The organism is Actinorugispora endophytica (assembly GCF_004363075.1).
Taxonomy (GTDB): domain Bacteria; phylum Actinomycetota; class Actinomycetes; order Streptosporangiales; family Streptosporangiaceae; genus Actinorugispora; species Actinorugispora endophytica.
Genome location: NZ_SNYN01000002.1, coordinates 235,079 through 260,046, shown reverse-complemented (window position 1 = coordinate 260,046; position 24,968 = coordinate 235,079). Strand labels below are relative to the sequence as shown.

Annotated in this window: 20 protein-coding genes and 1 CRISPR repeat array; of the genes, 8 read left to right on the top strand and 12 right to left on the bottom strand. The window is 72.1% G+C overall.

The annotated features are described in order from the left end of the window. Nucleotides 1-33: 33 nt before the first annotated feature. From EV190_RS05660 to EV190_RS05625, 8 genes are all read left to right on the top strand, one after another. Nucleotides 34-723: a class I SAM-dependent methyltransferase gene (locus EV190_RS05660; RefSeq protein ID WP_133740369.1), complete on the top strand. Its 690-nt coding sequence runs from the start codon at nucleotides 34-36 to the stop codon at nucleotides 721-723. Then, on the top strand, nucleotides 720-3,653 hold the full coding sequence (locus EV190_RS05655) for a type I polyketide synthase (RefSeq protein WP_166655385.1): 2,934 nt from the start codon (nucleotides 720-722) through the stop codon (nucleotides 3,651-3,653). The genes EV190_RS05660 and EV190_RS05655 overlap by 4 nt, the downstream gene beginning before the upstream one ends. Before the next feature lie 82 nt (nucleotides 3,654-3,735). Next, nucleotides 3,736-4,560 (top strand): SAM-dependent methyltransferase, encoded by an 825-nt coding sequence (locus tag EV190_RS05650; protein WP_133740367.1) that lies wholly within the window; start codon nucleotides 3,736-3,738, stop codon nucleotides 4,558-4,560. A gap of 140 nt (nucleotides 4,561-4,700) precedes the next feature. Next, entirely contained in the window at nucleotides 4,701-4,985 is a 285-nt protein-coding gene (locus EV190_RS05645) for a WhiB family transcriptional regulator (RefSeq protein WP_133740366.1), read from the top strand. A 119-nt stretch (nucleotides 4,986-5,104) separates the two neighbouring features. Next, nucleotides 5,105-6,373 (top strand): DEAD/DEAH box helicase family protein, encoded by a 1,269-nt coding sequence (locus EV190_RS05640; RefSeq protein ID WP_133740365.1) that lies wholly within the window; start codon nucleotides 5,105-5,107, stop codon nucleotides 6,371-6,373. Nucleotides 6,374-6,598: 225 nt separating this feature from the next. Then, a complete protein-coding gene (locus EV190_RS05635; protein ID WP_166655384.1) occupies nucleotides 6,599-7,759 on the top strand; it encodes an ABC-three component system protein in 1,161 nt (386 codons plus the stop codon). Next, nucleotides 7,756-8,247 carry a three component ABC system middle component gene (locus EV190_RS05630; protein ID WP_133740363.1) on the top strand — a complete coding sequence of 164 codons (492 nt, stop codon included), beginning with the start codon at nucleotides 7,756-7,758 and terminating at the stop codon, nucleotides 8,245-8,247. The genes EV190_RS05635 and EV190_RS05630 overlap by 4 nt, the downstream gene beginning before the upstream one ends. Continuing rightward, nucleotides 8,244-10,196, top strand: a complete 1,953-nt coding sequence (locus EV190_RS05625; protein WP_133740362.1) for a DUF3732 domain-containing protein — start codon at nucleotides 8,244-8,246, stop codon at nucleotides 10,194-10,196. Before EV190_RS05630 ends, EV190_RS05625 begins: the two co-directional genes overlap by 4 nt. A gap of 484 nt (nucleotides 10,197-10,680) precedes the next feature. Here EV190_RS05625 and EV190_RS05620 read toward each other — a convergent pair whose 3' ends face one another. The 12 genes from EV190_RS05620 to fxlM all read right to left on the bottom strand — a co-directional run bounded on the left by EV190_RS05620 (nucleotide 10,681) and on the right by fxlM (nucleotide 24,699). After that, nucleotides 10,681-11,727, bottom strand: coding sequence for a C40 family peptidase (locus EV190_RS05620; protein WP_133740361.1), 1,047 nt, complete (start codon nucleotides 11,725-11,727; stop codon nucleotides 10,681-10,683). After that, nucleotides 11,727-12,563, bottom strand: a complete 837-nt coding sequence (locus EV190_RS05615; RefSeq protein ID WP_133740360.1) for a replication-relaxation family protein — start codon at nucleotides 12,561-12,563, stop codon at nucleotides 11,727-11,729. The genes EV190_RS05620 and EV190_RS05615 overlap by 1 nt, the downstream gene beginning before the upstream one ends. 18 nt (nucleotides 12,564-12,581) lie before the next feature. After that, entirely contained in the window at nucleotides 12,582-13,487 is a 906-nt protein-coding gene (locus EV190_RS23935) for a type IV secretory system conjugative DNA transfer family protein (protein ID WP_243742375.1), read from the bottom strand. After that, on the bottom strand, nucleotides 13,415-14,494 hold the full coding sequence (locus EV190_RS24260; protein WP_279536606.1) for a helicase HerA domain-containing protein: 1,080 nt from the start codon (nucleotides 14,492-14,494) through the stop codon (nucleotides 13,415-13,417). Before EV190_RS24260 ends, EV190_RS23935 begins: the two co-directional genes overlap by 73 nt. Next, complete coding sequence (locus tag EV190_RS23925; RefSeq protein WP_243742374.1) at nucleotides 14,491-14,925, bottom strand: hypothetical protein; 435 nt, start codon at nucleotides 14,923-14,925, stop codon at nucleotides 14,491-14,493. Before EV190_RS23925 ends, EV190_RS24260 begins: the two co-directional genes overlap by 4 nt. Continuing rightward, nucleotides 14,919-16,676 carry a VirB4 family type IV secretion system protein gene (locus EV190_RS05605; protein ID WP_133740359.1) on the bottom strand — a complete coding sequence of 586 codons (1,758 nt, stop codon included), beginning with the start codon at nucleotides 16,674-16,676 and terminating at the stop codon, nucleotides 14,919-14,921. The genes EV190_RS23925 and EV190_RS05605 overlap by 7 nt, the downstream gene beginning before the upstream one ends. A 3-nt stretch (nucleotides 16,677-16,679) precedes the next feature. Beyond that, on the bottom strand, nucleotides 16,680-17,573 hold the full coding sequence (locus EV190_RS05600; protein WP_133740358.1) for a PrgI family protein: 894 nt from the start codon (nucleotides 17,571-17,573) through the stop codon (nucleotides 16,680-16,682). Nucleotides 17,574-17,577: 4 nt separating this feature from the next. Further along, nucleotides 17,578-19,578 carry a hypothetical protein gene (locus EV190_RS05595; RefSeq protein ID WP_133740357.1) on the bottom strand — a complete coding sequence of 667 codons (2,001 nt, stop codon included), beginning with the start codon at nucleotides 19,576-19,578 and terminating at the stop codon, nucleotides 17,578-17,580. After that, nucleotides 19,571-19,975 carry a pilin gene (locus EV190_RS05590; RefSeq protein ID WP_243742373.1) on the bottom strand — a complete coding sequence of 135 codons (405 nt, stop codon included), beginning with the start codon at nucleotides 19,973-19,975 and terminating at the stop codon, nucleotides 19,571-19,573. Before EV190_RS05590 ends, EV190_RS05595 begins: the two co-directional genes overlap by 8 nt. 207 nt (nucleotides 19,976-20,182) lie before the next feature. Next, on the bottom strand, nucleotides 20,183-21,187 hold the full coding sequence (locus tag EV190_RS24255) for a hypothetical protein (RefSeq protein ID WP_208113058.1): 1,005 nt from the start codon (nucleotides 21,185-21,187) through the stop codon (nucleotides 20,183-20,185). 599 nt (nucleotides 21,188-21,786) lie between these two features. Further along, on the bottom strand, nucleotides 21,787-22,209 hold the full coding sequence (locus EV190_RS05580; protein WP_166655383.1) for an ATP-binding protein: 423 nt from the start codon (nucleotides 22,207-22,209) through the stop codon (nucleotides 21,787-21,789). A 286-nt stretch (nucleotides 22,210-22,495) separates the two neighbouring features. Continuing rightward, nucleotides 22,496-22,828: direct repeats of the CRISPR family, unit length 28 nt; unit sequence GGATCACCCCCGCGTGCGCGGGGAGCAC. 611 nt (nucleotides 22,829-23,439) lie between these two features. After that, complete coding sequence (gene fxlM, locus EV190_RS05575; RefSeq protein ID WP_133740355.1) at nucleotides 23,440-24,699, bottom strand: methyltransferase, FxLD system; 1,260 nt, start codon at nucleotides 24,697-24,699, stop codon at nucleotides 23,440-23,442. Between the last annotated feature and the right edge of the window lie 269 nt (nucleotides 24,700-24,968).

Genomic DNA, 24,968 nt, shown 5'->3' with positions numbered 1-24,968 from the left:
CTCTACACCCACGCGCCGAATCGAGGCCCCCTCATGCCCCAGCCCCCTTCCCGACCCCGCAGATCCAACGAGCCCAACCCCAACGCCTACAGCCCGGCCGTGCTGGGTTTCGTCTACACGCCTTATGTGATCCGTTTCAGCCACCGTTTCGCCTGGCAGGTTCCCAACTCCGTCCTGCACCGCAACCACGCCGACAACATCGGGGCGAACCACCTGACGGTCGGTCCCGGAAACGGCTACTTCCTGTCCAAGCTGCCGCCTTCCACGGCGCTGCGCTCGCTGACCCTGATGGACCTGAACGCCACCTGCCTGAAGGTCGCCGGGGACCGGCTCCGGGGCCGGTTCGACGTGCGCACGATCGAGCAGGACGCGCTCAAGCCGTGGCCGGTGGCCGAGGGCGGCCTCGACTCGGTGGACTGCCACATGATGCTGCACACCGTGCGCGGTTCGAGCATGCTGGACAAGGAGGGGCTGATCGCCGAGGCGGCCAAGGCGCTCCGACCGGGCGGGAGGTTTATCGGCGCCACGATCCTGGCCAAGGGCGAGGGCGTGGTCCTCAACGGGCTCGCCACCAGGCTGATGAACACCTACAACGGCCAGAGCAACACGTTCGCCAACGCCAACGACTCCTCCGAGGACCTGCGCGCGCTCCTGGAGAAGCACTTCTCCGAGGTGCGCTACGAAGTGCACGGATGCACCGGGGTGTGGGTGGTGACCCGATGAGCTCCCGGCAGCCACGGACGCGTGCGGCGGTCACCGGGATCGGCTGCCGCCTGCCCGGCGGCGTCGACTCCCCTCAAAAACTGTGGGACGCGCTCACGGCGGGCGAGGATCTGACGGGGCCGATCCCCGCGGACCGGTGGGCGCGGATGGTCGGACGCCTGCACCCCGACCAGCGGCCCGAGCGGCCGTGGAGCGTCGGGGTGATCGACGACATCGACGCCTTCGACCACGCCTTCTTCGCCATCGGCGCGGCCGAGGCCGCCGAGATGGACCCCCAGCAGCGCATGATCGCCGAGGTCGTGACCGAGGCGCTGGCCGACGCCGGGATCGCGCCCGGCGCGCTGGCCGGGTCGGATCGGGTCGGCGTGTGGTCCGGGTCCGCGTCTTTCGACCAGGCGGGGATCAACTTCGCGCCCGGCCGCGCGATCGCGATGGGCACCGTGTCGGGGACGTCGCCGTCGATCCTGGCCAACCGGGTCTCCTACCTGCTGGACCTGCGGGGCCCGTCCATGGCCGTGGACACCGCGTGCAGCGCGTCGGCGACCGCGCTGCACCTGGCCCGCCGCTCCGTGGAGCTGGGCGAGGTCGACACCGCGATCGTCACCGGCTCCAACATCCTGCTCAACCCCGGGGTCACGGCCGCGTTCGCCGACGCCGGGGTGCTCGCGCCCGACGGGGTGTGCCGCCCCTTCGACGAGGCGGGCGACGGGTACGTGCGCGCCGAAGGAGTCGTGGCCGTGGTGCTGCGCCGCCTCGCCGACGCGCGGGAGGACCGGGACCGGGTCTACGCGGTGGTGCGCGGCTCGGCCGCCAACTCCGACGGCCGCTCCCGCGGCCTGTACGCCCCCAACCCGCCCGCGCACCGGGCCCTGCTCGCCGCGGCGTACGCGGCCGCGGACCTGGACCCCGCGCACGTGGACTACGTGCAGGCACACGGCACCGGCACCAAGGCCGGCGACTCCTCCGAGACGCGCGCCCTGGCCGCGGTGCCCGGCGCGGGCCGCCCCGCGGAGCGGCCACTGCTGGTCGGGTCGGTCAAGGGCGTACTCGGCCACAGCGAGGGCGCGTCCGGGCTGGTCGGGGTGGTCGCCGCCGCGCTCGCGATCCACCACGGCACGGTACCGCCGACCGCCAACCACACCCGGCCCCGCCCGGCCCTGGCGCGGCAGCCCCTGCGGGTGCCGACCGAGGCCGAGCCCTGGCCCGAGACGGGGCGGCCCCGCACCGCCGGGGTGAGCGCGTTCGGGTTCGGCGGCTCCAACGTGCACGTCGTCCTGGAGCAGGCCCCCGACCCCGAACCGGACCCGGCACCGGAAGCGGGGGCGGGGTTCTTCCTCGTCCCCGTCAGCGCCGCCACCCCCGCCCGGCTGGCGGGGACCGCCGAGGCGTGGGCGTCGCTCCTGGCCGAGGGTGCGGACGCGGGCGCGGTGGCCTCGACCGCGCAGCACCGCCGCGACCACGCCCCGGTGCGGGCCGCCGTCGTCGCCTCCACCTCCGAGAAGGCGGCCGACGCGCTGCGCGCGCTCGCCGACGGGACCCCCCACCCCGCGCTGGTCGGGCCGCGCGCCGCGCCGGCCCGGCCGGGGCCGCTGGTGTGGATGTTCGCCGGCCAGGGCTCCCAGCACGCGGCGATGGCCCGGAGCTCCTACCGGGACCTGCCCGTGTTCCGCGAGGCGCTGGAGGAGGCCCGCGACGCGCTGGTCGCGCACCTGGGCCGCGCGGTGTGGCGGCCGGGCCAGGAGATCGACGGGTTCGAGGCCGCCCAGCACGCCATCTTCCTCACCCAGGTCGCCCAGGCCGCGACCTGGCGGCACTGGGGGTACGCCCCCGACGTGGTGATCGGGCACTCGCTCGGCGAGGTCGCCGCCGCGCACGCCGCCGGGGCGCTCACCCTGGACGACGCCACACGGGTGGTCGCCGCACGCTCGTCGCTGCTGGCCCAGACCGAGCACCTGGGCGGGCTGCTGGTCACCGACCTGACCCCGGAGCACGCCGAACACGTCATCGACCAGCACGGACACACCGAAACCCTGGTCGTGGCCGCGCGCAACGCGCCCGACACCACCGTGGTGAGCGGCTTCGAGGCCCCGTTGGAGGAGCTGCGCGCCGCCCTGGAGGCGGACGGGGCGTACGTGCGCCGCGTCGCCGACGACGTGCCCGCGCACTCGCCGGCGGTGGAGCCGCTGGTGCCGCGCCTGGGCGAGGCGCTGGCGGGGCTGGCCCCCCGTGCCACGCCCGGCACCGTCTTCTGCTCCACCGTCCAGGCGGGCCCGGTGGACGGCGACCGGCTGGACGCCGGCTACTGGACGGACCAGCTCCGCGCCCCGGTGCGGTTCGCCGAGGCGCTGGCCGACGCGGCGGCGCCGGGCGCGGTCGTGCTGGAGGTCGCGGGACGCTCCACCCTCGCTTCGGCCGCCGCCTCGACCCTGGCCACCACCGGGGCGGACTCCAGTCTGGTGGTGGCCGCCACCGACCGCGGCGGCGCCGACGACCACGCCGCCCTGCTCACCCAACTCGCGGCCCTGCACACCGCCGGACACACCCCCGCGCGGTGGCCCGAACCGCGCCGCGCCCCGGTCCGGCTCCCGGTGTTCTGGGAACGCGAAAAGGCGCCAAGCAGCGCGGACCGGCCGAGTCTGGCCGCGGTCCTGGCCGACGGGCCCGGTGACGCCGCGGCCACCGCCGAGGCGCTGGCCCGGCTCGCCGCCGACGCCCTGGCCACCACCCCCGACGCCCTGCCACGGGACGTCCCCCTCATCGACCTGGGCCTGTCCTCGGTCGCCGTGATCGGCCTGCGCGACGTCCTGCGCGCCGCCCACCCGGCCCTGGCCGCCCTGAACGTGCGCACCCTTCTCGACCCCGGCACCACCCTGAACCACCTGGCCGGCCTCGCCATCGGCCTGGCCCTACCCGCGCGGGACAGTCACTGAAGATCCCCGCCGCGCCACGGCCACCCGCATCCGCCACCCGTCCGTCCGCCACCCGTCCGTCCGCACACCGAAGGCCCACACGATGACCGCGCACCCCCCCGAACCCGAGATCGACTTCTACAACCCCTCCCCCGCCCGCGTCCACGACTACCTCATCGGCGGCAAGGACAACTTCGAGGTCGACCGCGCCGCCGTCCGGGAACTCACCGACACCATCCCCAGCCTGCCCGCCATGGCACTGGCCACCCGGGCGTGGCTGGGCCGCGTCGTCACCCACCTGGCCGGCGAAGCCGGCGTCACCCAGTTCCTCGACATCGGCTCGGGCCTGCCCACCACCGGCAACACCCACACCATCGCCCAGACGGCCGCCCCCGCCGCGCGGGTGGTCTACGTCGACAACGACCACCTGGTCCTGGCCCACTGCCGCGCCCTGCTCACCGAGAACCCCCGGGTGCGGGTGGTGCACGGCGACCTGCGCGACCCCCACCGCATCCTGGACCACCCCGAGGTCACCGGCCTCATCGACCCCACCCGCCCCATCGCGCTCATCCTGTCCTCGGTCCTGGCCTTCCTCGGCGACCACGACCGTCCCCACGACGCGGTGGCCGCCCTGCGCGCCCGCCTCGCCCCCGGCTCCTACCTGGCCGTCAGCCACCCCGACAACACCGTCGCCCCCGACCAGGCCGCCCACTTGGACCAGCTCTACGCCACCCTCTCCCCGCCCGGGAAGACCCGCTCCCCCGAGGAGATCGCCCGCTTCCTCACCGGCCTGCGCCTGCTCGACCCCGGCCTCGTCCACGTCGGCCACTGGCGCCCCGCCCCCGGAGAACCCACCTGGACCCCCGAACAGGCCTGGGTCCTCGCCGGCGTCGGCCGCCTCGACCACCCCGCCACACCCCCACCCTGACCCCGGACTTCCCTTCCGCCCGGCCACATGATCGAGAACAAGAAACCACTCCCCGTGACACCACCCACCGGCTCCACCGCCGTGCCCGCCCCTGCCGTCGGCCCGGGAACCGCCACTGCCCGCGAGTGCCGGGAGTAGGCGTGTCCCACGGATGGCGCAGGCACGGCGCCTGCACCCCCGACGACGACTGGCTGCTGTTCGCCGCCGAGGAGGCCTACCGCAAGAAGGGGGCGAAACGCGTGTGCGGCCCCTGCCCGGTACGCACCGAGTGCCTGGCCGAAGCCCTCGACAACCAGATCCCCGCCGGGGTGTGGGGCGGAATGACCACCCGCCAACGCCGGGAGCTGCTCCGCGAACACCCCGACGTGGTCTCGTGGCGCGTGCTGTTCGACGAAACCCGCCACGCCCGCACCGCGAAAACCTGACCTCCTCTTCCACCTCACCGCAGCTTCCGTCCTGGTCTGCTCCAGTACGTCAGGCCGCCGGGCGGGGCCACCACCCCCGCCCCGCCCCCTATTCGCCTCCTCGACCACGAAAAACCCTCATGGAAACGTCCTCCGCGGTGTTCACCTTGTGGCCGCACCAGATCGAAGCCGTCGAAGCCGCGGCCAAACAGCTCACCCTCCACGACCGCGTCCACGACATCCTGGCCTGCGGCACCGGCAAGACGATCCTCGGCCGCGTCGTGGCCGACACCGTCGCCCCCAACGGCCGGACGCTGGCCGTGGTGCCGCGCATCAACCTGATCACCCAGACCCTGCACGACTACCAGCGGCTCGACGACGCCGGGCTCGGCCGCGTGCTCATCATCTGCTCGGATCCCTCCGTCGCCCGGGACCCGCGCCTGGCGGGCCTGGACACGGTGGTGACCACCGACCCCGCCGCGATCACCCGCCTCGTGTCCGACGCACCGGGGAGGGTTACGGTGGTGGCGACCTACGACAGCACCTGCGAGGCGGTCATGACCGCCCACGCCTCCCACGCCCTCCCCGCCTGGGACCTGGTGCAGCTGGACGAAGCCCACCACACCGTCGGCACCGGGGCCTGGACCCGGGTCCACTCCGACGCGCACCTGCCCGCCCGGCGGCGCCGGTACACCACCGCCACCGCCAAGCTGCTGACCGCGCGGCGCGGCGGCGACACCGAGGCGGCGTCGATGAACGACCCCGCGGTGTTCGGGGTGCGCGGCTACGAACTCGGCTTCCACGCCGCGATCCGGCGCGGCTTGCTCGCCCCGTTCCGGGTGGTGGTACCGGTCGTCACCGACAGCCAGGTCCACGACCTGTGGGACCGCTCCGCGCCCGTGCGGGTGGGGCGGGCCGCGGTGAGCGCCGACGTGCTCGCCGCGCAGATCGCCGCGCTCAAGGCCATGCGCGAGTTCGGCGCCCACCGCGCCCTGTCCTTCCATCCCCGGGTGGCGGCCGCCCGGCTGTGGACGGCGGTGCTGCCCCAAGCCGCGGCCCTACTCGACGGCGAGCACCGCGTCGACGTCGCGGCGCGCCACCTCAACTCCACCCATCGCGCCACCCAGCGCACCGCCGCCCTGGACTGGTTCTCCGCGCCACTGGCGTCACCCGCCCAGGTGCGGGTGCTCACCAACGTGCGGCTGTTCCGCGAGGGGTTCTGGACGCTTCACCGGCTACGGCACAGTGCCCTGACGCACGACGCAGAGGACGGCACCTCGACCCCGATGCTGCTGGCCCGCTCCCGCCATGCCTCCGTCCGCTCCCTGAAGCGGTACGCCCGCCCCGGCGTCGACTCGGTCGCCCGGCACGTCGCCGAACGCGACCCCGCTGCACGTCGCCGCACGTAAATCCGAGCGGATCAGGGCTTCAAGATCACCCCGTTTCCCCTTTGGCGTGTATCTCAGTCACTCCCCTAATGGAGTGTGCGGATCCACCTCACCTCTTGGCGAAAGGGTTCCGGGTGATATGCGTGCCATGTAAAGATCAGTGAGGCATACGCCAGAGGTCAGGCTGGAGGAAAGATGGCGGGTACGACAGCTCCGTTCGAAGCATCGGCATCCGCGGTTGGGTACGTGTACCAGCTCCGCAAGGCCCTTCATTCCTGTGTCGACCAGCACGGCCGCGGGCTTGACTGGTGCATTGCCATCGAAGCGGGCGACGACGTAGAGGAAGTCGTCGAAGGCGGCCGGATCCTCTACCAGCTCAAGCATCGAGCCGCTGGCGTCACAATGTCGGATTACAGCACAGACCTGTGGAAAACCCTGCGGATCTGGGCCCATAGTGTCACCAACAAGCAGCTTGATCTTGACGAGACGGACCTCTTCCTCCTGACTACCGCCGACCTGACTCCCGATTCGGCTGGCTACCTACTGCAGCCCGTCGCCTCGGGGGTCAGGGACGAGAGCCGCGGGCTCCAAGCGCTGGAGGCTGCTAGGAAAGCCTCCACCAGCAAGGACAACAAGAAGGCATACGAAGCCTTCGACAAGCTCTCGGCGGATGAGCGACGAGCCATGCTCGCCCGAGTACAGGTCATCGGCAATGCCCCAGATGTCGATGAGGTGGAAAAGTTGCTGCTCGAGCGAGTGGTCTCCGCCGTCGGACATGCGTATGCCAGCCCCTTCCTGCAGCGCCTGGAAGGCTGGTTCTATCAGCGTACGATCCGGCAGCTGCGCACGGAGGAGATGGACGCAATCACGGGGAACGAGTTCGACTACGTGTTCACCGACCTGCGTAATCAGTTCCGGCCGGAGAACCTTCCCATCGACGAGGACATTGCCGTCCTCCAACCGAATCCGTCGGACTACGCAAGCATGGTCTTCGTCCGCCAGATGGACCTGATCGACATCGGAAAGACCAGGGTCGGGATCGCAGTGCGCGACTACATTCGCGCCTTCACCCAGCGTTCCCGGTGGTCGGAGGACAAATTGCTGTTGCCCGGCGAGATCAGCAAGTATGAGCGCCGGCTCGTCGAGGAATGGCAGGACCTCTTCGCGGAGATGGAAGACAACATCGGCGCAGAGTCGACGGAAGCGGAGAAGGTGGCGGCCGCCAAGAAGATCTATCAGTGGGCCACGCGCGAAGCACGTCCGCGTATCCGCGTCGGATGCGACGAACCGTTCGTCTCCAAGGGCTCCTTCCACATCCTGGCTAACGACCTGCAGGTGGGCTGGCATATTGATTTCATGACACGGCTCATGGCCGTACTGGAGCCGGTAGGAGTGGCGAAGGCGTGAACGCTTTCACTCAACTCAGCCGGGAAGAACGTGCCTTGTACAACCCGCCGTTTACCGCGCTCGTCACCTGCCGCGCAGTCCAGGGCCATGAGTTTCAGTACAGCCAGCCATGCCCGATCGCGGTAGCTGTCTTGTCTGCCGTGATGGCCCTGCAACCGGCTGTGCGCCGCACCCTGCCGAAATCCCTCAACAGTGGGCTGACTCGATGGCTGGAGGAGAACAAGGCTGTCAAAGTGACCATGTCACAGAACGCCACCGTCTTGGCCGCAGTGGTGCGCCCAGGGCTTCTCCTGGCGCTGCAGAGCGAGGCCGTACACGTCAATGAGGCAGGCAAGCTCACAGTGGCACCCAGTCGGCTCACGAAAACGATCAACGGTGCCACGGACGAGATCCAGGCCATCCAGAAGGCGGCATACCTTTTGGGCCGCTGGCTCCCGAGTACGGGCAGCCTGAGCACCGTCATGGCATTGCTAGGAGTCCGGCCGTGACGTTCCAGATCAGCGCCATCTCCATCTACAACGAAGACGGCCGCATCCGCACCGTCCCCTTCAAGACCGGCAAGCTCAACATCATTACTGGCGACTCGCGGCGCGGGAAGAGCGCTCTGCTCAACATCGTCGACTACTGCCTGGCCAGCAAGAAGTACGTCATTAAGGGCGCCGCGCTGCGCAACTTCGTGCAGGTCTTTGCCGTCACCCTGGTGAAGGACCAGCAGCAATTGTTCGTCGCGCGGCCTGCCCCGGCCGGCAAGGCGGCAACAGCGACGACGATGTGCGTCGTCGCTCAAGCACTTGGCGCACCACCGCCGCAGTGGGCAGAGCTGAACTTCTCCACTCCTCTCGACATAGCCAAGAACGTCCTGTCGGAGTTCGCCGACATCGACCGGACAGTGCGGATCCCGGCCGTCCGCAGCGCTACCCCGATCCCACCGTCAGTGCGCCATGCGCTCTTCTTCTGTCTGCAGAAGCAGAACGAGGTCGCCAATCCGGACCTGCTGTTCCACTCGCAGGGCGAGGAGTTTTTGCCAGCGACGATCCGGGCGATGATTCCCTACTTCCTTGGTGCCGTCGATCCCGATCAGGCGTTGCTGGAAAACCGGCTCCGTCTACTGCGCCACGAACTCGCCCAGTTGGAGGCTGCGTTGGCTGCCGCCCGTAGCCTGTCAGCAGCCTCCGGGCAGGCACTGGCTCTGGTCACTGAAGCTGTCGAGGCAGGCCTGCTGCAACCGCCACGTGAGGGGATGACAGCAGAGAGAGCGTTGGAGCATCTCCGCCAAGCCATCGCGGAGAGCGCCCCCACACAGATACCTGATGCCGGAGATGATCCCGTCTCCGCTCTCGTAGAGCAGCGTCGAGGCCTGCGTGAACGGCACGGACGGGCTCGCGCACGCATCGCCAACCTGAAGCGTGCCGCTCAGGAGAACAATGAATTCCTGGACCAGGCGGCAGAGCAGCATGCCCGTCTGGCCACACTCAACCTCTTCGCACCAGCCAACACGGCAGACCAGGAGCCGCGTTGTCCGGTGTGTGACAGCCACCAGCCGCAGTTGAGCCAGATCGCGGAGGTCATCAACCGGGACCTCGGCCGTCTCGACGCCGACATGACTGTCATCGGCAGCGACACCCCTGAAATCAACGCCCTCATCGCAGCGGAAAAAGACACCCTCCAGGAGATCCGCAGTGCTTTGGGCCGCAATCAGGAGCAGCTCGATACGCTGACCGCCGGCCAGCGCGCTGCGCAAGGCCAGGCGGACGTCTCGCGACGGGCCGTGCTTGTCCAAGGCCGCATCAGCCTTTTCCTCGAGACGGCTGGACGCCATGTCCAAGGCCCTCAGGTCGTGGACCGGCGCGAAGAAATCGGAGCGAAGATTGCAGAACTCGAGGAGGCGATCGGAGCCGGAGCACGAGACGACCGACTCAACAGTTTCGTCTCCCGGATCAATACGAAGATCAAGGACAAGGCTGCCACTTTGGACCTTGAACACAAAGAGTCACCAATCCGTCTCGATCCGCAGGGGTTGACCGTCATCGCAGATACCGCTCGCGGTCCGGTCCGTCTGGCCGACATGGGAGGCGGCGAGAACTGGCTCGGCTACCACGTCGCCACCCTCCTGAGCATGCACGAATGGTTCTCCGAGCAGCGCAGTCCCGTGCCTCGCTTCCTCATCCTCGACCAGCCGTCCCAGGTCTATTTCCCTGAAGACGCTCCGGACAGCACCGCCTTGGCCGGACCCGACAGAACAGCTCTACTCAACCTCTACAAGACCATTCAGAGCACGGTTGAAGCCCTTGACGGTGACTTCCAGGTGATTGTGATGGAACACGCGGACCTGGACGACGAACCCTTCCGTAGTTCGGTCGAGGCACGTTGGAGGCGCAGCAACGACCAGGCTCTCGTGCCTCAGGATTGGATCACCGCAGACATCAATGATGACTAACAGATCCCCGTCCGCGTCTCGGCTTCGGTGCCTGCGGAGTTACTCCAGCCAGGGACCCGAAGCAGGCAGGATGGCGATCCGGCGCTGTCCCTGGGCAGACGCCTTCTTCTTCAGCTCGAGGTTCTCGTAGTAGAGGTTCGCGGTCACCGTGGCGAGTGCGTCGAGCTTGCCCTGCAGTTCAGTGACCCGGCTGTTGGCCTCGCGCAGCCTCCGTCGTAAGTCGGTGATTGTCTTGTGCCGGTTTTATTGGAGGCTCTGGCGACCGTGATCAACTGCCGCATCGGGGGAAGTCATCAGTTACTCAACGAACGTCTATTACCAGACCCCGCTCATCATCGGCCCTGACGAACACCCGGTGGGACGGACTGAAACGGGAGCGCTCCTTGCCGGTCTCGTCAAGAGTTGGTCGCATGGCCGGGAATCGTGGTCCGGCCTTTCCTGCAGACCGGGCCACGGCGGCGGTCGGCCGACGGTCAACCAGCGGTCACGCGGGACGTCGGGCTTGTGTGAAGCGGGGGGAGTAGTAGTCGGACCGGACGGGTTCGACGCGGACGGGGTTGCCGGTGGAGGGGGCGTTGACCATCTGGCCGCCGCCGACGTACATGGTGACGTGGCTGGGCGCGGGGCCCGATCCGGTGTCGTAGAACAGCAGGTCGCCGGGGGCGAGTTCGTCCAGGCCGACGGGGGTTCCGGTTCGGACCTGGTCGGTGGTGACGCGGGGGATGTCCACTCCGGCGGCCTGCCAGGCGCGCATGGTCAGGCCTGAGCAGTCGAAGGCGTTGGGGCCGGTTCCGCCCCACAGGTAGGGCTTGCCGACCTGGGCCAGTGCCCATTCGGCGGCGGCGCGTCCGGCGTCGCTGCCTTCTCCCCCGCCGACGGTGGCGGGTGGGAGGGCGGTGTAGGCGTCGATCCACTCCAGGACGTGGTCGACGTAGTCGCGGCTCGGGTTGTACCGGTACAGGGCGGCGTCGAGTTGGGCGCGGTCGGTGAAGTCCACGCTGCTCCCACCGCTGGCGCACAGCTCCACCGCGGTGGACAGCACGCTGTCGTAGGCGTTGTGGGGGTCGGCGGCGCCGTCGCCGTTGCCGTCGCGGCCGTAGCGGGCCCAGTTGGCGGGCAGGTGCTGGGTGACGCCCACCGCCCGGTCGTAGGTGGTGTCGCCGTCCCAGCGCCCGTTGTCGGTGTCGTAGTGGGGGGTGAGGTTTCCGCCGACGCCGGAGCCGTCGAGGCGGGGGCCGGTGAAGGGCGGCTCCACGTCGCCGTGGGCGGCGATGTCGTGTCCAGCGGCGTGGGTGGACTCGACGCGGCCGATTCCGGCGAGGATCGCCCAGGTCATGCCGGTGCAGCCGGGTTCGAGGCTGTTCAGGCGGGCGGCGGCGCGGAGGTAGGCGTCCAGCAGGACGTCGGGGATGCCGTCGACGTGGGCGGGACCGCTACTGGTGGTGCGGGCGGAGGTGGTGCCCGCGACCGCGCCGAGAAGGACCGGAAGCAGAAGCAGCGCCGCGGTGGCGGCGATCGCGGCTTTGGCCATCACGGGTCCTCGTCTTCGGCCGGGGCCAGGGCCGCCAGGAGGTGCCGGTCCGGGGCGGAGGCCGGCCGCCAGACGGCGGCGGCGGGGCCGGGCGCGTCGAGCCGGGCAACGGTGGTGAGCCAGGTCGGCACCACGGCGGGGGCCGCGGAGGCGAGGCGTTCGGCCAGGTTCTCCTCGCGGATCGGACCGGTGGTGATGACCAGTAGCGGGGTGGTGATGGCGCTGGTGTGGGCCAGAGCCGCGTAGCCGGGAAGTTTGGCGGCGACCCGGTCCAGGGGCTCGGTGCCGGTGTCGTACTCGACGAACGCGTCGACGACCGTCCCGTCTTGGCGCCAGCGCAGGTAGGCGTCGGGGCGGATGTGCCGCCCCCACTCGGCGGCGCACCGCGCCTCGCCCCACCAGGTCTCCAGGGCCGCGCCGGGGGTGGCGCGGGCGGCGCGGGTGAACGCCACCAGGCAGTCGGTGGTGCCGGTGGTGTGGGCCAGGCGGGTGGAGTGGGCGATGGCCAGGGCGTGGTCGTGGCGCCACCGCAGCCGCGCGAACGGAACGCCTCGGCGGTGGGCCAGCGCGTGGGCGCCGACGGGGGCCAGCACCCAGTGCCAGGGGGCCGACCCGGTGGCGGTGTGGGGGCGGAACCGGTCGACGGCGCCGAGCCGGTGCAGTTGCAGCAGGCGGGTGCGGGCGCGCCGCGAGTGGGGGTCGCCGAAGAACAGGGCGGCGGCCTGGCGGGTGGTCAGGACGCGGTGGGTGTGCAGGGCGTCCAGGAGGGCGTAGTCGCGGGGAGTGGCGCGGCCGGCGAAGCGGGCCGTCATCGCCGGGGTGGGCTGGGCGGGCACCGGGTTTCCTTCCTTTCGTCACCATCGGGTCCGCACGTCGGTTCGGCGCGTACCGGGCCGCGGCGCGGCGGAGGTGGGGGTGTGGCGGCGGGCGGCCGCGCGCACGGCGGTGGCCCGTCCGGAGACGAGGGGCGGGAGGGGGCGGGTGCGCAGGGTGAACGCGGGCCGTTCGCGCGCTCCCACCAGCAGGCGGCCGACGGCCTGGTAGTCGCCCAGGTGGGTGAGGTCGTAGCCGGACACGCTCGGCAGGGTGTGGGCCTCCAGTTGCGCGGCGTCGTCGGGCGAGCAGGTGAAGTAGATCTTGGAGCGGGCGTTGGCGGAGAGGGCCTTGCGCAGCTCGGGCGGAAGCTGGCCGAGTTCCTGGTGGGCCAGGGTCAGGGCGAGCCGGTAGCCGCGCGCCTCGGCGAGCATGTCGGCCAGGCTGCCGGGCATGTTCAGGAAGTTGTGGCACTCGTCCACGTACGCGGCGGTGTCCTTGCGCGCCTGTTCGCTCTGGTGGGCGCGGCCGGTGACGGTCTGCCAGGTCGCGGCGAGCGCGAAGGATCCGATCAGGGCGGCGGTGTCCTCGCCGAGGCGGCCTTTGGGCAGGCGCATCAGCACCAGGTGGCCGCCGTCGAACACTTCGCGCAGGTCGATGGTGGAGGGCCCGGACGCGATGACCTGGCGCACCCAGGGGCGCAGCAGCGCGGTGCGGATCTTGTTGAGGACCGGCCCCGTCGCCGAGGAGCGGGCGGCGGGTGACAGGGCGTCGTACCAGGTCCAGAAGTCGGCGAGGGCGGGGTCGTCGACGCGGGCCACGAGCCCGGCCCGGAACGCGTCGTCGGAGAGCAGGATGGGGACGTGGCCCAGGGTCAGCGTGGGATCCTGCGCGCGGGTGAGGGTGAGGGTGGCCGCGCGCAGGATGTCGTCGGTGCGGGCCCCCACCAGTGGGCGTAGATGCGGCGGAAGATGCCGGTGGCGCTGTCGGAGGTGAACTCGGGGTCGGGGCCTTGGAGCAGGTTGAGGCGCGGCGGCGGGGCGTTGTCGTCGGGGTCGAACAGCACCACCCGGTCGGCGGCCGCTTCGGGCAGGCGCGCCAGCACGTCGGTGACCAGGTCGCCGCGCGGGTCGATGACCAGGGCCGAGCGGCCGTCTTCGGCGTCCTGCAGGATCAGGTTGGCCAGCAGGGTGGACTTGCCGGATCCGGTCTTGCCGATGACGTGGGTGTGCTGGCGGGACTCGGCCACCCCCAGGCTGACGGGGCGGGGGGCTCCGGCGTCGGCGTCGCCGAGCAGCCGGGTGTTGGCGCCGCCCGCGGGCACGGCGGGGGTGGGGGCGACGCGGCGGGCCCCGGCGCGCTCCAGGCCGGGCACGGTGGTGTCGGTGGGCAGGTGCGCGAGGGCGGCGAGTTCGGGGATGCGGAGCAGGGTGCCGCGGGCCAGCCACCGGTGCCCGCTCCACGGGCGGGGACGCCACATGCGCCGGCGTCGCAAGTGGTTGGTACCGGAGGTGAACGCGGCGAACGCGGAAGCGACGCCGTGGGCGCGGCCGCGCAGCCGCTCGGCGGCCGGGCCGTCGGGCCGGGAAGTGGCGAGCCGGTAGGAGACGGCGCAGGCCAGGCGCGGAGAGGCGGCCTTGGCCAGGATGGCGCGGATGGTGTCGCCGGTGTCGGGCCGCAGCGGGCCCGCCGGGCCGCGGGTGCGGGGCGTGGCCGCGTCGAGCAGGAGCGGGCCCCACGCGGCGGGGGCGGCGCCGCGCAGGCGGGCCGCGGCGGTGCGGGCGCGGGCCAGGCGCGGCCCGGTGACGGGGCGGGCGCACACGCGCACGCCCACCCGCTGGTCCGGGTCCAGGTCGGTCAGGGCGCCGAGCAGGCCGCGCAGCGGGTCGTCGTCGAAGCGGGTGCGCAGCGGGTAGTGGTCGGCGCGGGCGAGCCGCATCCACCCGCCCGTCACCGCCGCCTCCTCCTGGGCGGGAGGAGGGCGGTGGCGGGGCGGGTGCGGGTGGTGGCGCCGGGCCAGGCCGCGGCGACCGCGCGCTCGATCGTGCCGGGCGGAACGGTGCCGGGCACCCACAGCTGGATCGTGATGCCGTCGGCGGTGGCGGTGTATTCGAACGCCAGGTGCGGTTGCAGGAGGGCGCGGTTCCAGCGGGGTTTGAGCAGGCCCAGCACGTGGGTCCAGAACGCTTCGGCCTCGGCCAGGGCGGCGCGGGGTGGCGGCAGGATCTGGACGATCCGGGCGTGGCGGGCCAGCAGCGCGTGTCGCAGCAGGCGCGCGGCGGACACTGCGGCGGCCCAGGCGAGGGCGCCGGCCGCCACCGCCGCGGCGGTTCCGGTCAGTGGCAGCGTGCCGAGGACGGGCAGCAGGTCCACGAGCCTCACCACGGCTTCTCCCCTTCTGCGTCGTCGAGGGTGTCGAGTTCGGCGGGGTCGGAGGTGATCAGCCGGTGCTCCTCCGGTGAGGCGAGCGCCCGCAGGCCGACTCTCTGGTGTCCGGCGAGTAGGAGGGCGTGGCCGCGCGGGGCGGCCGCGACGGTGTGGCGCTCTCCGTCGGAGAGCTGGAACGCTGAGGTGACGGCGTCGAGGTTCTGGGGGGCTTGGCGCAGCAGGATCTGGGTGGCGGCGTTGGCGGCGACCGCTCTTCCCAGGTCGGTGGCGAGCACGTCGCCGACGTCCTGGGTGATGACGGTCAGGCCGGTCCAGTGCTTGCGGGCGGCCTTGGCCAGCCGGTACAGGTACTTCGCGCCGACCGGGTCCTGCAGGAGGGCCCATCCCTCGTCCACGGCGATCATCCGGGGGCGGCGCGTCGGCGAGTCGATGGTGCGCCGCCACAGCGCGTCCAGGACGAGCAGCATTCCGACGGTCTTGAGCTCGTCGGGCAGACGGCGCAGGGACGCCACCACCAGGTGGCCGTCCAGGCGGGTGGTGGTGGGGCCGTCGAACAGGGTGGCGTGCGAGCCGGACACGTAGGGGGTGAGGCGGTCGGCGAGTCCCGCCGCGGCGGCGTCGCCGTCGCCGGCCAGCGCGGAGGCGAGGTCGGCGAGCAGCGGCGGGGTGCGGGCCCAGGTGCGCGCGTCGCGGGTGATGCCCGCGCCCGCGTAGGCGGTCAGGATCGCGCGGTCCAGGGCGGCGGCCTCGTCCGGGGTGAGCGGGCCGAGCATGGCGGCGACGAGGGTGTGGACGAACAGGGCCCGCCCGGTCAGCGCCTGGTCTCCGCCGCCTTCGGGCAGGTCGAAGGGGTTGATACGCCCGTCGGGGGTGCCGAGGGGGACGCGGGTGCCGCCGACGGCGTCGGCCAGGCGCGCGTACTCGTCCTCGGGGTCGATGACGGACACTTCGACGCCGACCAGCAGCGACCGCAGGATCTCGAGTTTGGCCAGGTAGGACTTGCCCGCGCCGGACTGGGCGAGGACGACCGCGTTGTGGTTGTCCAGGCCGCCGCAGAACCGGTCCCACAGCACCAGTCCGGAGCTGTGGGTGTTGGTGCCGTACACGACCGTGGTCTCGCCCAGGTCGGCGGCCGGGTCGGGGGAGGTGAACGGCAGCAGCGCCGCGAGGGCGTCGGTGTCCACGGTGCGGCGCGCCCCGAGCGCGTCGGTGGCCAGCGGGAGCGTGGAGATCCAGCCGCCCAGGGCGCGAAACGTCGCGGGCGCGGTGTCCACCAGCAGGGAGGCGGCGAGCATCCGCACCTGCTCCACCTCGGCGTCCAGCGTCTCGGGGGTGGCGGCGTGCACCGTGATGTACACGGCGAGGGTGAACAGCCTTCCCTGGCCGGTGGCCAGGCGTTCGGCGAGCACGGCGGCGTCGGCGGCGGCCGCGGCCTGGGCGGGGTCCTCGACGCGGCCGCGGACCGCGTCCAGGCGCCACGCCGACTCCAGGCGGGCCCGGCGCCGGCGCAGCCGGTCGGCGGCCGTCCCCGGATGCAGCGGGGTGATGTGCGCGGCGACGTCGACGCGGCCGGGAAAGGTGAGCAGGGGCTCGGCCCAGGCGGCGCCGACCTCGCGCGGATATCCGGTCACGATCAGCGTCTGGCACACCGAGCCGTCCACGTCCAGGCGGCGCGCCCCGATCCGGATCGCGGGCCCGCCCAACCGGGGAGAGCCCCGCTGGGCCGGGCGGGAGGGAAACCACCGCATCGGCTACTCCTCGTTGTCGGGGGCGGGAGGAAAGGCGGGGGCGAGGCTTGCGCGCAGCAGCCGTTCGGCCGCCGTTCCGTCGCAGATCCGGGCGCGGATGCCGATTGCGGCGAGGTGGGCGGCGGTGTCCTCGGCGCGGCGCAGGACCGCGCGGCGGGCCTTGGCCGCGGTGCCGGGGGCGGTGACGGCGACCAGGACCACGCGTTCGATCAGGTCCCGCTCGGCCTGCAGGGCGTCGAGGAAGTCGGCGTGGGCGTGCGCGGCGTCCTCCAGCGCCGGGTGCGGCAGTTCCGCGGCGCCCTCGCGCAGTCCGCTGGTGTAGGGGGACAGGTCCACGGCGCGGCCCTGGACGAGGATCTGCACCGGGGTGGTGAGCGCGTCCAGCACGGCGGCGAACGCTCCCACCGCGGCGTCCTGGTCGCCGGGCGCGGCGAGGTGGAAGTTGACGGTGGTGCACGCGATCAGTGCCGCGCACCGCTCGTCCAGGTCGATCACTCCGTCCGGGTGGATGGCCGAGGCGGGCAGGCGCAGCGGCTCCAGGGCGGGGCCCCGGTGGCGGCGCGGCGCCCACCGGGGCAGCGGGGGAATGCCGTCGGGGGCGCCGACCCGGTGTTTGGGGGCGGCCGTCCAGGCCAGGGCCGCGGCGGCGAAGGCGTCCAGGCCGATGCCGTCGCGCTGTCCGACCGCCAGCGCGGTCGCGGTCCCGGCCAGCACGGTGGCCACGGTGGCGGCCGCCCACAGCGGCGCGGTCTCGCCCAGGGCGAGAAACAGCAGCCACACGCCCAGCGCGGCGGGCGCCAGGATCAGGAGCTGGCGGCCGGTCAGCGGCCCCAGCAGCGGGTCGGGGCGGTCGATGTCGGCGGGGATGCGCGCCCGCCACCGCGAGAAGTCGCTCATCGCGTCAGTCCAAAGGGTCGGGGTCGATGTCCGCCGAAGGCGGGGCGGGCGGCGTGGGCCTGGTCCAGCGGCGGGGGCGCACCAGTCCGGGCAGGGGCCGCTGGCCCGGGGCCGGGCCCGGCGGCACGTCGGGCCGCTGGGGCAGGTCGCCGACGCGCTCGGGGGCGCGGCGGTCCTTCACCTTCTCCGGCGGCGGGGTGGGCAGCACGCCCTGGCGCCAGCGGCGCGGACGCGGCGCCGCGCCACCGGGCCGGGCCGGGCGCGGCGGCTCCGCCGGATCCGGCGTCGCAGCAGTCGAAGGAGGTGGCGTGGCCGCACCGGGCGGGCGGGGAGTGTTCACGGGGCGGGCTCCAGGACGTCGGCGCAGGAGGCGGCCCGTCGTGGCGGGACGCGGCGGCTTCGGCGCGGGATCGGCGCCGGACGGCGGGGAGGCGGGCGCGGTGGCCGGGCCGGGGGCGGCCGATCCTGCGCGCCGGGGACGGAGGCGGACCGGGTCGATCGGGGCGTCCAAAGGATCGTCGAGGTCCCACGGGTCCCACCCCGGGCCCGGCACGGGCGCGGCGGGACTTCCGGAAGGCGCGGCCCCCGGTCGAGCCGACGGCGCGCCGCGCCCCGGCGCCGGTGCCCCCTGCCCCGCGGAAGACCCTCCGGGGGCCGTGGGCGCGGTCCGGGGCGAGGGGCCCGCGCCGGTCGAGTTGGTACGGGATCGCGTCCTCGGCGGAGTGGCGCGCCCTCGGGAACGCGCCCCGCCTCCGGACGGACTCCCGCGCCCCGAACCCCCGCGCCGGGGACCTCCACGTCCGGGACCGCCACCGCGGGGCGCGCCTCCACCGGCACCGCTGCCGCCCGGGGCTGCGCCGCCCGGTGTGCCGCGGATGCCGGGGAGCACCCGGCGAAACAGCAGCATCATCGCCCCGGTGCGGACCATCCCCGCCAGCGGCGAGGACCCCGCGTTCGCCGACCACACCAGCTTGAGCACCCAGAACGGGATCCGGATCTGGATGTACAGCAGCGTCAGGAACAGGAACAGGTTGAGCAGGACCGCGTAGATGCCTTCGGCGTCGCCGTCCTCGCCGGAGAACTCCCAGGAGCCGAAGTACTCGAACTGGCCCTCGAAGAACAGCCGCATGAACGCCGCGAACGCCAGGCTCTGCGCGACCGGGACGGCCAGCACCCCGGTCATGGAGCGCCACCACAGCGACGCCAGCCGCTGCGTGTAGGGCAGGGCGTGGAACATCAGCAGCACCGGCGCGGCGACGAGCAGCGTGGTGGCCATGACCACGCGCACCACCTCGACCACGCACCACACGATGAGCAGCACCACGGCCGCCACCAGCAGCAGGACGACGAACAGGGTGCCTTCGAGCAGGATCCAGTCCATGCGGTCGCGCAGGTTCGCCGCGGCCTCGGCCGGATCCAGGGCCGCGCCCGAGACCGCCGCCGAGAGGCCGTTGGCGGCGCGGGTCATCTCGGTGGTGATCCACAGCGACGCGTTGGCCGCGACGAAGCCGACGACCAGACGCGGCAGGACCTCGCGGACCGTGTACTGGTTCTGCAGGGTCTCGTGCGTCATCACCACGACGCCGCCGGCCAGCACCAGCAGGACGTAGACGGTGTTGGCCACCAGCAGCGTCCCACTCCACAGCCCCTCGGCGCCGGGAGTGGGCAGCGGCGTGTAGAACGCCATCTGCCCGATCCACCCGAACAAAGGGTTCAACGCGGAGTCGACCAGGCCGTAGAACCAGTTGGAGATGTGGCAGGACACCTCCACCATCCCGCAGTCCAACGGAGCCTCCCCTCCCCCGCCGTCCGCCGGCGGGGGAGCCTGGGGAAGCTCCTCGTACGGGTCGTCCGGCGGCACGGGCCCCGGCGACGGCTCGGGTTCGGGAGACGGCTCAGGTTCGGGAGGCGGTTCGGCCGAGTCGGGGTCGACGGGCTCGGGCTCGGCCCCGGGAGCGGGCGACGGCTCGGGTTGGGCCGGGGCTCCCGCCCGGGATTCACGCATCGACGGTTCCCGAGACGATGTAGTTGAGAATTCCCATCAGGACGGTGGCCAGCAGCGCGATCCCGTAGCCGATCGCCGCGCCGGTGAGGGCCCGCTTGGCCTTGTCGACCTCGCCGGGGTCGCCGCCCGCCATGAGCCACCGCACCCCGCCCACGGTCAGCAGCAGGGTGGCCACCGACGCGGACAGGGTGATGATGACCTCGCGGATCCGGTCCACCACCGCGATCAGGTCCTCGGTCGAGGCCGGAGCAGCCGGGTCGGCCTCACCGGCCCACACCGGATCGGCCCCCACCCCCGCCAGCACCAGGACGGCTCCGGCGAGAAGCAGCGCCGCGGGCAGGCGGGAGCGGGGGCCTCCCATCGAGGAAGGCGGGGCGGAGTCGTCGTTTCGGGTCACGGGGCCTCCAAGCAGCAGGTGGGCCGCAATCGCGAGTCCGGCACCGCCCCGGCCAAAGCGGGCACATCCTCCTTTCCGAACGGTCTCGGCGGGAAGAGGCGGTCAGCTGTCAGGGCGGGCAGGCGACCACTGCCGGAAGCGGCGCCGAACTCACCCTGAAAAACTCGCGCCCGGGCCCCGGAAAACGACACCGCCGATCACCGTTTTTCACGCCGCCCGCCGCCGCGTCACCTCCAGCCTGGTCAACCGGGCCGACGCCCGCGCCGGCACCGCGCCCGAGGCGAGCGCCGACCGCAGCCGCGCCTCCGCGCGCCGACGCTGGTGTGCCAGCGTCGGATACGCCGCCCCAGCCTCGGCCGCGATCCGCGTCAACGGCACCCCCTCCAGTCGGGTCCGCTCGATCAACCGGGCCTCGTCCGCGGACAGCACATTTCGTTCAACCATCGCGGCCAGCACCCGCCGATCCCCCGCCGCAGTCGGCGCGCCGGCGGGCGCAGACGACACCTCGCCCGCGCGGATCGCGTCGACCAGCCGCTTCTCGGCCCGACCCCGCCGCTTCTGCAGCGTCCGGTAGTCCGCTCCCAGTTCGGCGGCCACCCGCGTCAGCGGCGTGTTCTCCAGCCGGGTCTCGGCGATCAGCTGCGCCTCCGCCGCGGTCACCACGCCGTGGCGGACCGCGTCGGCCAGCACCAGATCCGGATGCCCCCACGGGCGGCGCGGCGCCGCCGAATCGGGCACCGGCCCCGACACCACCGGCTGGCGCGCCTGGGCGTAGCGGGCGCGCAGCCCGGCACGCTGGGCGCGGCAGCGCAGCCGCCACGCCAGCCGCGACCAGTCGGGGTTGGTCTTGGCGACCGCGTCGAGGAATCCGGCCAGGATCTCGGCCTCCACCTCGTCGGCCGCGTCCGGTGCCAGCCCGAACGCCACCCGCCGCGCCGCCGAGCGCAGTCCGGGCATCGCCAACCCGACCGCGCCCACCATCCACGCCTCGTCGGCGCGGGCACGGGCGAGTACCCGACGCCACACCGCGTCGCCGTCCCGCGTCGCGGCCTCCCCGCGCAGCAGCCACGCCCGCACCCGCACCAGCGGCATCCGCGCCACGGGCCACACCAGGCCCGCCTCCTCCGCCGTCAACTCCAGGCGCTCTCCCACCCGCAGGAACTCCGCCTCGGCCGCCCGCAGCGGCGAAACCCGGCTGTTCCGATCGTGCACGGTGCCCACACCAACCCCCAAAGGGCTCGACTTTCCGGACACCACCCACCACAAAGCCCCCCGCGAACAGCACACGAACACCCCGCACGCACTACGCGCACACGTCATGAACACGCCGCGCACAGACCGCGAACACCCTCCTCCGACGGACTTCCCGACTACCGATCGCAGCCGCCGTTGCGGCCAGCAGGAGGGTGTTCGCCGTCTGTGCGTGCCGTGTGCGTGATCTGTACGCGGCCCGCGACCTCTGAGAGCCCGCAACAGCCAGAAGTCGGCCCTGTCCACGGGCCGTCACGCCCAGAAGACGATGCCCGGCCCCGCGTCCGAGGCGGGCGACCGGTTCTCACCCCCGCCGCGTTCCCGCCAGACGAAGGCTCCATCCCGGCGCCACGTCCACACAGCGGATCCCCTGCCCCGAAGAAAGGTGCGCCCCATCCGGGTCTCGAAGAGACCGCGTCCCGAGCAAGCCGCCACAAGACCCCCGCGCGGCCGGAGACGATACTGGCCGGGCAAAAGCGCAACGGCGCCGTCGGCCTTCCCAGCCGTCGGCGCCAGGATTCACAGACCCCGCCGGAACGGAGTCCGGATCAACTCCGGCATCAGGTGCCCGTCTCGGCGTTGAAACGCGCCCACACCGTCACCCAGCCGCCGTCGGCGCGGGTCCCCCAGCCATCGGCCAGCGCCTCGACCAGCAGCAGCCCGCGCCCCGACTCCGCAGCGCCGTCGACCCGCCGCACGCGCGGCCCGAAACCGGCCGCGCCCCGGTTGCGGACCCGAACCTCGACCTGCTCCCCGGCGTGAAGCAGCCGGATCTCCGCGCCGTCTCCGCCGGCCAGTGAGTGCAGGACCGCGTTCGCCGCGAACTCCCCCACCACCAGCAGCACCTCGTCGAGACGCGGATGATCGGCGAGCAGCCGCGCAGCCCACACCCGCACCGCCGGAACCTCATCAACCCGGCACCCGATCAGCCGCCGGTTCTCCTCATCGATCCGCGACGCGGACCGCTGAACCCCCTGCTCCACTTGAGCCTCCTCGTAGCCGTATAAGCACCGCCCAGCGCGACGCGCATACGGAATGCACGCTCACCTCACGCACGAGAAGCAAGAGAAGTATCCAAAGGACTCCCGGAAACCTCGGAGCGCCTCACACTCCCGGCTCCGCAGCCCCGACGAACGAGCGATCGCATAGCTGAATAACCGGAAGGTCCTGCGCAAATTCCGCTGCTGCCCATGGCGGGCAGGCGAGATCACCCGAGCATTCCTCGTACTTCAGCTATGCGAAGCCGAATGAGAAAGGCTCAATGGAGCGGGCTCACCCCCGCGTGCGCGAGGAACACAGGTTCCGGCGATGAGGCTCGCGGCGGCCTTCAGGCTCACCCCCGCGTGCGCGAGGAGCACCGCAACGATGGCGCCCAGCGCGTGTCGGCGCAGGGATCACCCCCGCGTGCGCGGGGAGCACGTCGCGCGGGACCCCGACCTGGTGCCGCGCGGGGGATCACCCCCGCGTGCGCGGGGAGCACAGTCGAGCTCGCTCACGCCCAGCACGGTCGCGGGGATCACCCCCGCGTGCGCGGGGAGCACGCTGTGGATGCAGGTGGTGTGACCGTGCCGTCCGGATCACCCCCGCGTGCGCGGGGAGCACTCTTCTTGACCTGGGTCTTTATCGGACCCCTGAGCATTTTTCATTCACTTTGGCTTCGGTATGGTCGACGGACAACAACCGCTCTTCACCTTCAGCACACGCCACCAAAAACACCCGGCCCAGCTTTGATCCCGCTCCGTCCACACTCCCTTCACTCCAGATCAGAAGTGAAGTCTTCGGAGCATCAGTCCAAGTCCTGTCGAGTCCATCATTATCATCGCCGAAGCACGGGACAGGCCTCACAGGCACGCCAGACCACCCTGAATTCAGACTTGTCTACCAGAAGGTGCCAAATAGACAACACGCAACCGTGATGTGCTCCGGATGTGCTCGGCAGTACCGGACCGTCCCGGCACCGGGCGGCATTTGACGGCACCCGAACCGGTCGAGGTGTGGACAGAGCGGCACAGAACGGCGCACTCTGACACTGGGCGACACACAGTGGAGCAGACTCATAATCCCCTGGTCGCTTTTCCAGGGCATGAACCGTGGCCGTGGTGTGCGTCGTCCTCACGGGACCCGGCGCGCACCGCCTCTGAAGACCCGGTACGGAGCACCCCGCCGGATCCACGCTCGTCCCTCCCCTGGACACGGACACGAAGCGAAGGACGTCACCTCTGTTCCTGCCAGGACACGACCAGGCGGAAGCGGCCGCGGTCCAGTACGAACCGGCCCGGACCCGGTGCGGGGGCCTGACCGGAAGCGGGAAGCAGCGTGAAGCCGAGCTGCTGGTCGCGCCTCGGCTCCCAAACGGTGATCTGCTCGGCCATCCGCCGGGCCAGCTCATGGCCTGCGGGGGCGTGGCCGACCACCCCCATCTCGTAGCGGCGGCCCTGAGGGGTCTCGATCGGGCGTGCTGTCAGGTACGCCAGCCCCGGGCCGGTGGTGGGGACACTGGCCATGGTGCCCCATCCCAGGCTGGGAGCGACCAGCCCGCCGGCCACCGCGGTTTTGTCGACCGGCATCCGGGAGACCGCGTTGTCCAGGGTCAGCGCGAGCCACAGCCACATCCCGTCGTGCGACTGCATCCCACCGAAGTCAACCCCGGTCCACACCGTTTCGGAAGGCTGGTCGAGCACCCCACACACCTGCCGGGGGTCGATGCGCTGCTCCTGGTTGGACTGCAACCGTACGGCGCCGTCCCCGGTGACGTTCAGCACCCGGCGGGAATCGTCGCCGATCCCGCCCCGCAGCGGTATGAACGTGCACAACTGGCTGTCGACGCTCGTGCAACGACCCTTGCCCGGTTGGAAGACGATGGACCTGCTGACGTCCCCCGCGATGCGGACCGGGGCGACGAGACGCCCGGTGGGGGCGAGTTGCCCGACCCAGGCTTCGGGGACCGCGTGGGAACCGACGGTGGCGATGATCCGGTCGTAGGGAGCCCCGTCGGGGTGGCCGAGGGCTCCGTCTCCCAAAAGCACGTCGACGTTGGTGGTGTCGACGTCCCTCAGACGCGTCCGGGCCCCCTCCACGAGGTCGGCGTCGACGTCGATCGTGGTGACCGTTCCGGAGGGTCCGACCAGGCGCCCCAGCAGGGCGGCGTTGTAACCGGTGCCCGCACCCAGTTCCAGGACCCGCATACCGGGTTCGAGGGCGGCCTGTTCCAGCATGAGCGCGACGATGCCGGGCTGGGACGCGCAACTGATCGACGCTCCGGTCTCGTTGTCCTTGATGCTGACCGTCTGGTTGGCGTAGGCCTGTTCCAGCGGGGCGTCAGGGACGAACCGGTGCCGGGGCACGGCGCGGAACGCCTCCTCCACCGCCGGGGTGGTGATGGCTCCGTTCGCGCACAACTGGTCGACCAGGGTCGTGCGCAGAAGGCCGGCGGTTTCCTCGGTGTCGGCCGTGGTGCGGGCGGGGTCGGTCATGGATGCCTTCCTTGCGGCGGTCGAGAGACGATGCCGGTCCCGGTGGGACGGTCCCCGCCGGTTCCCCGTGAAGACGACGTGATGGGCGCACACCGCGCGCAGGCCACGGCTCAGCCTGCCCCCGAACGGCCGGGGCGGCCCCCGGGCCGTGCCCGTTTTCCCGCGCTCCTCCGGCCGGGGTGCGAGGTGTCCCGGGGCCGCTGACGCGGTCACCCGTCGTGGATCGGCGGTGAGGGGGCACGTGTCTGTCGCGGCAGGTCCGGGGCTTC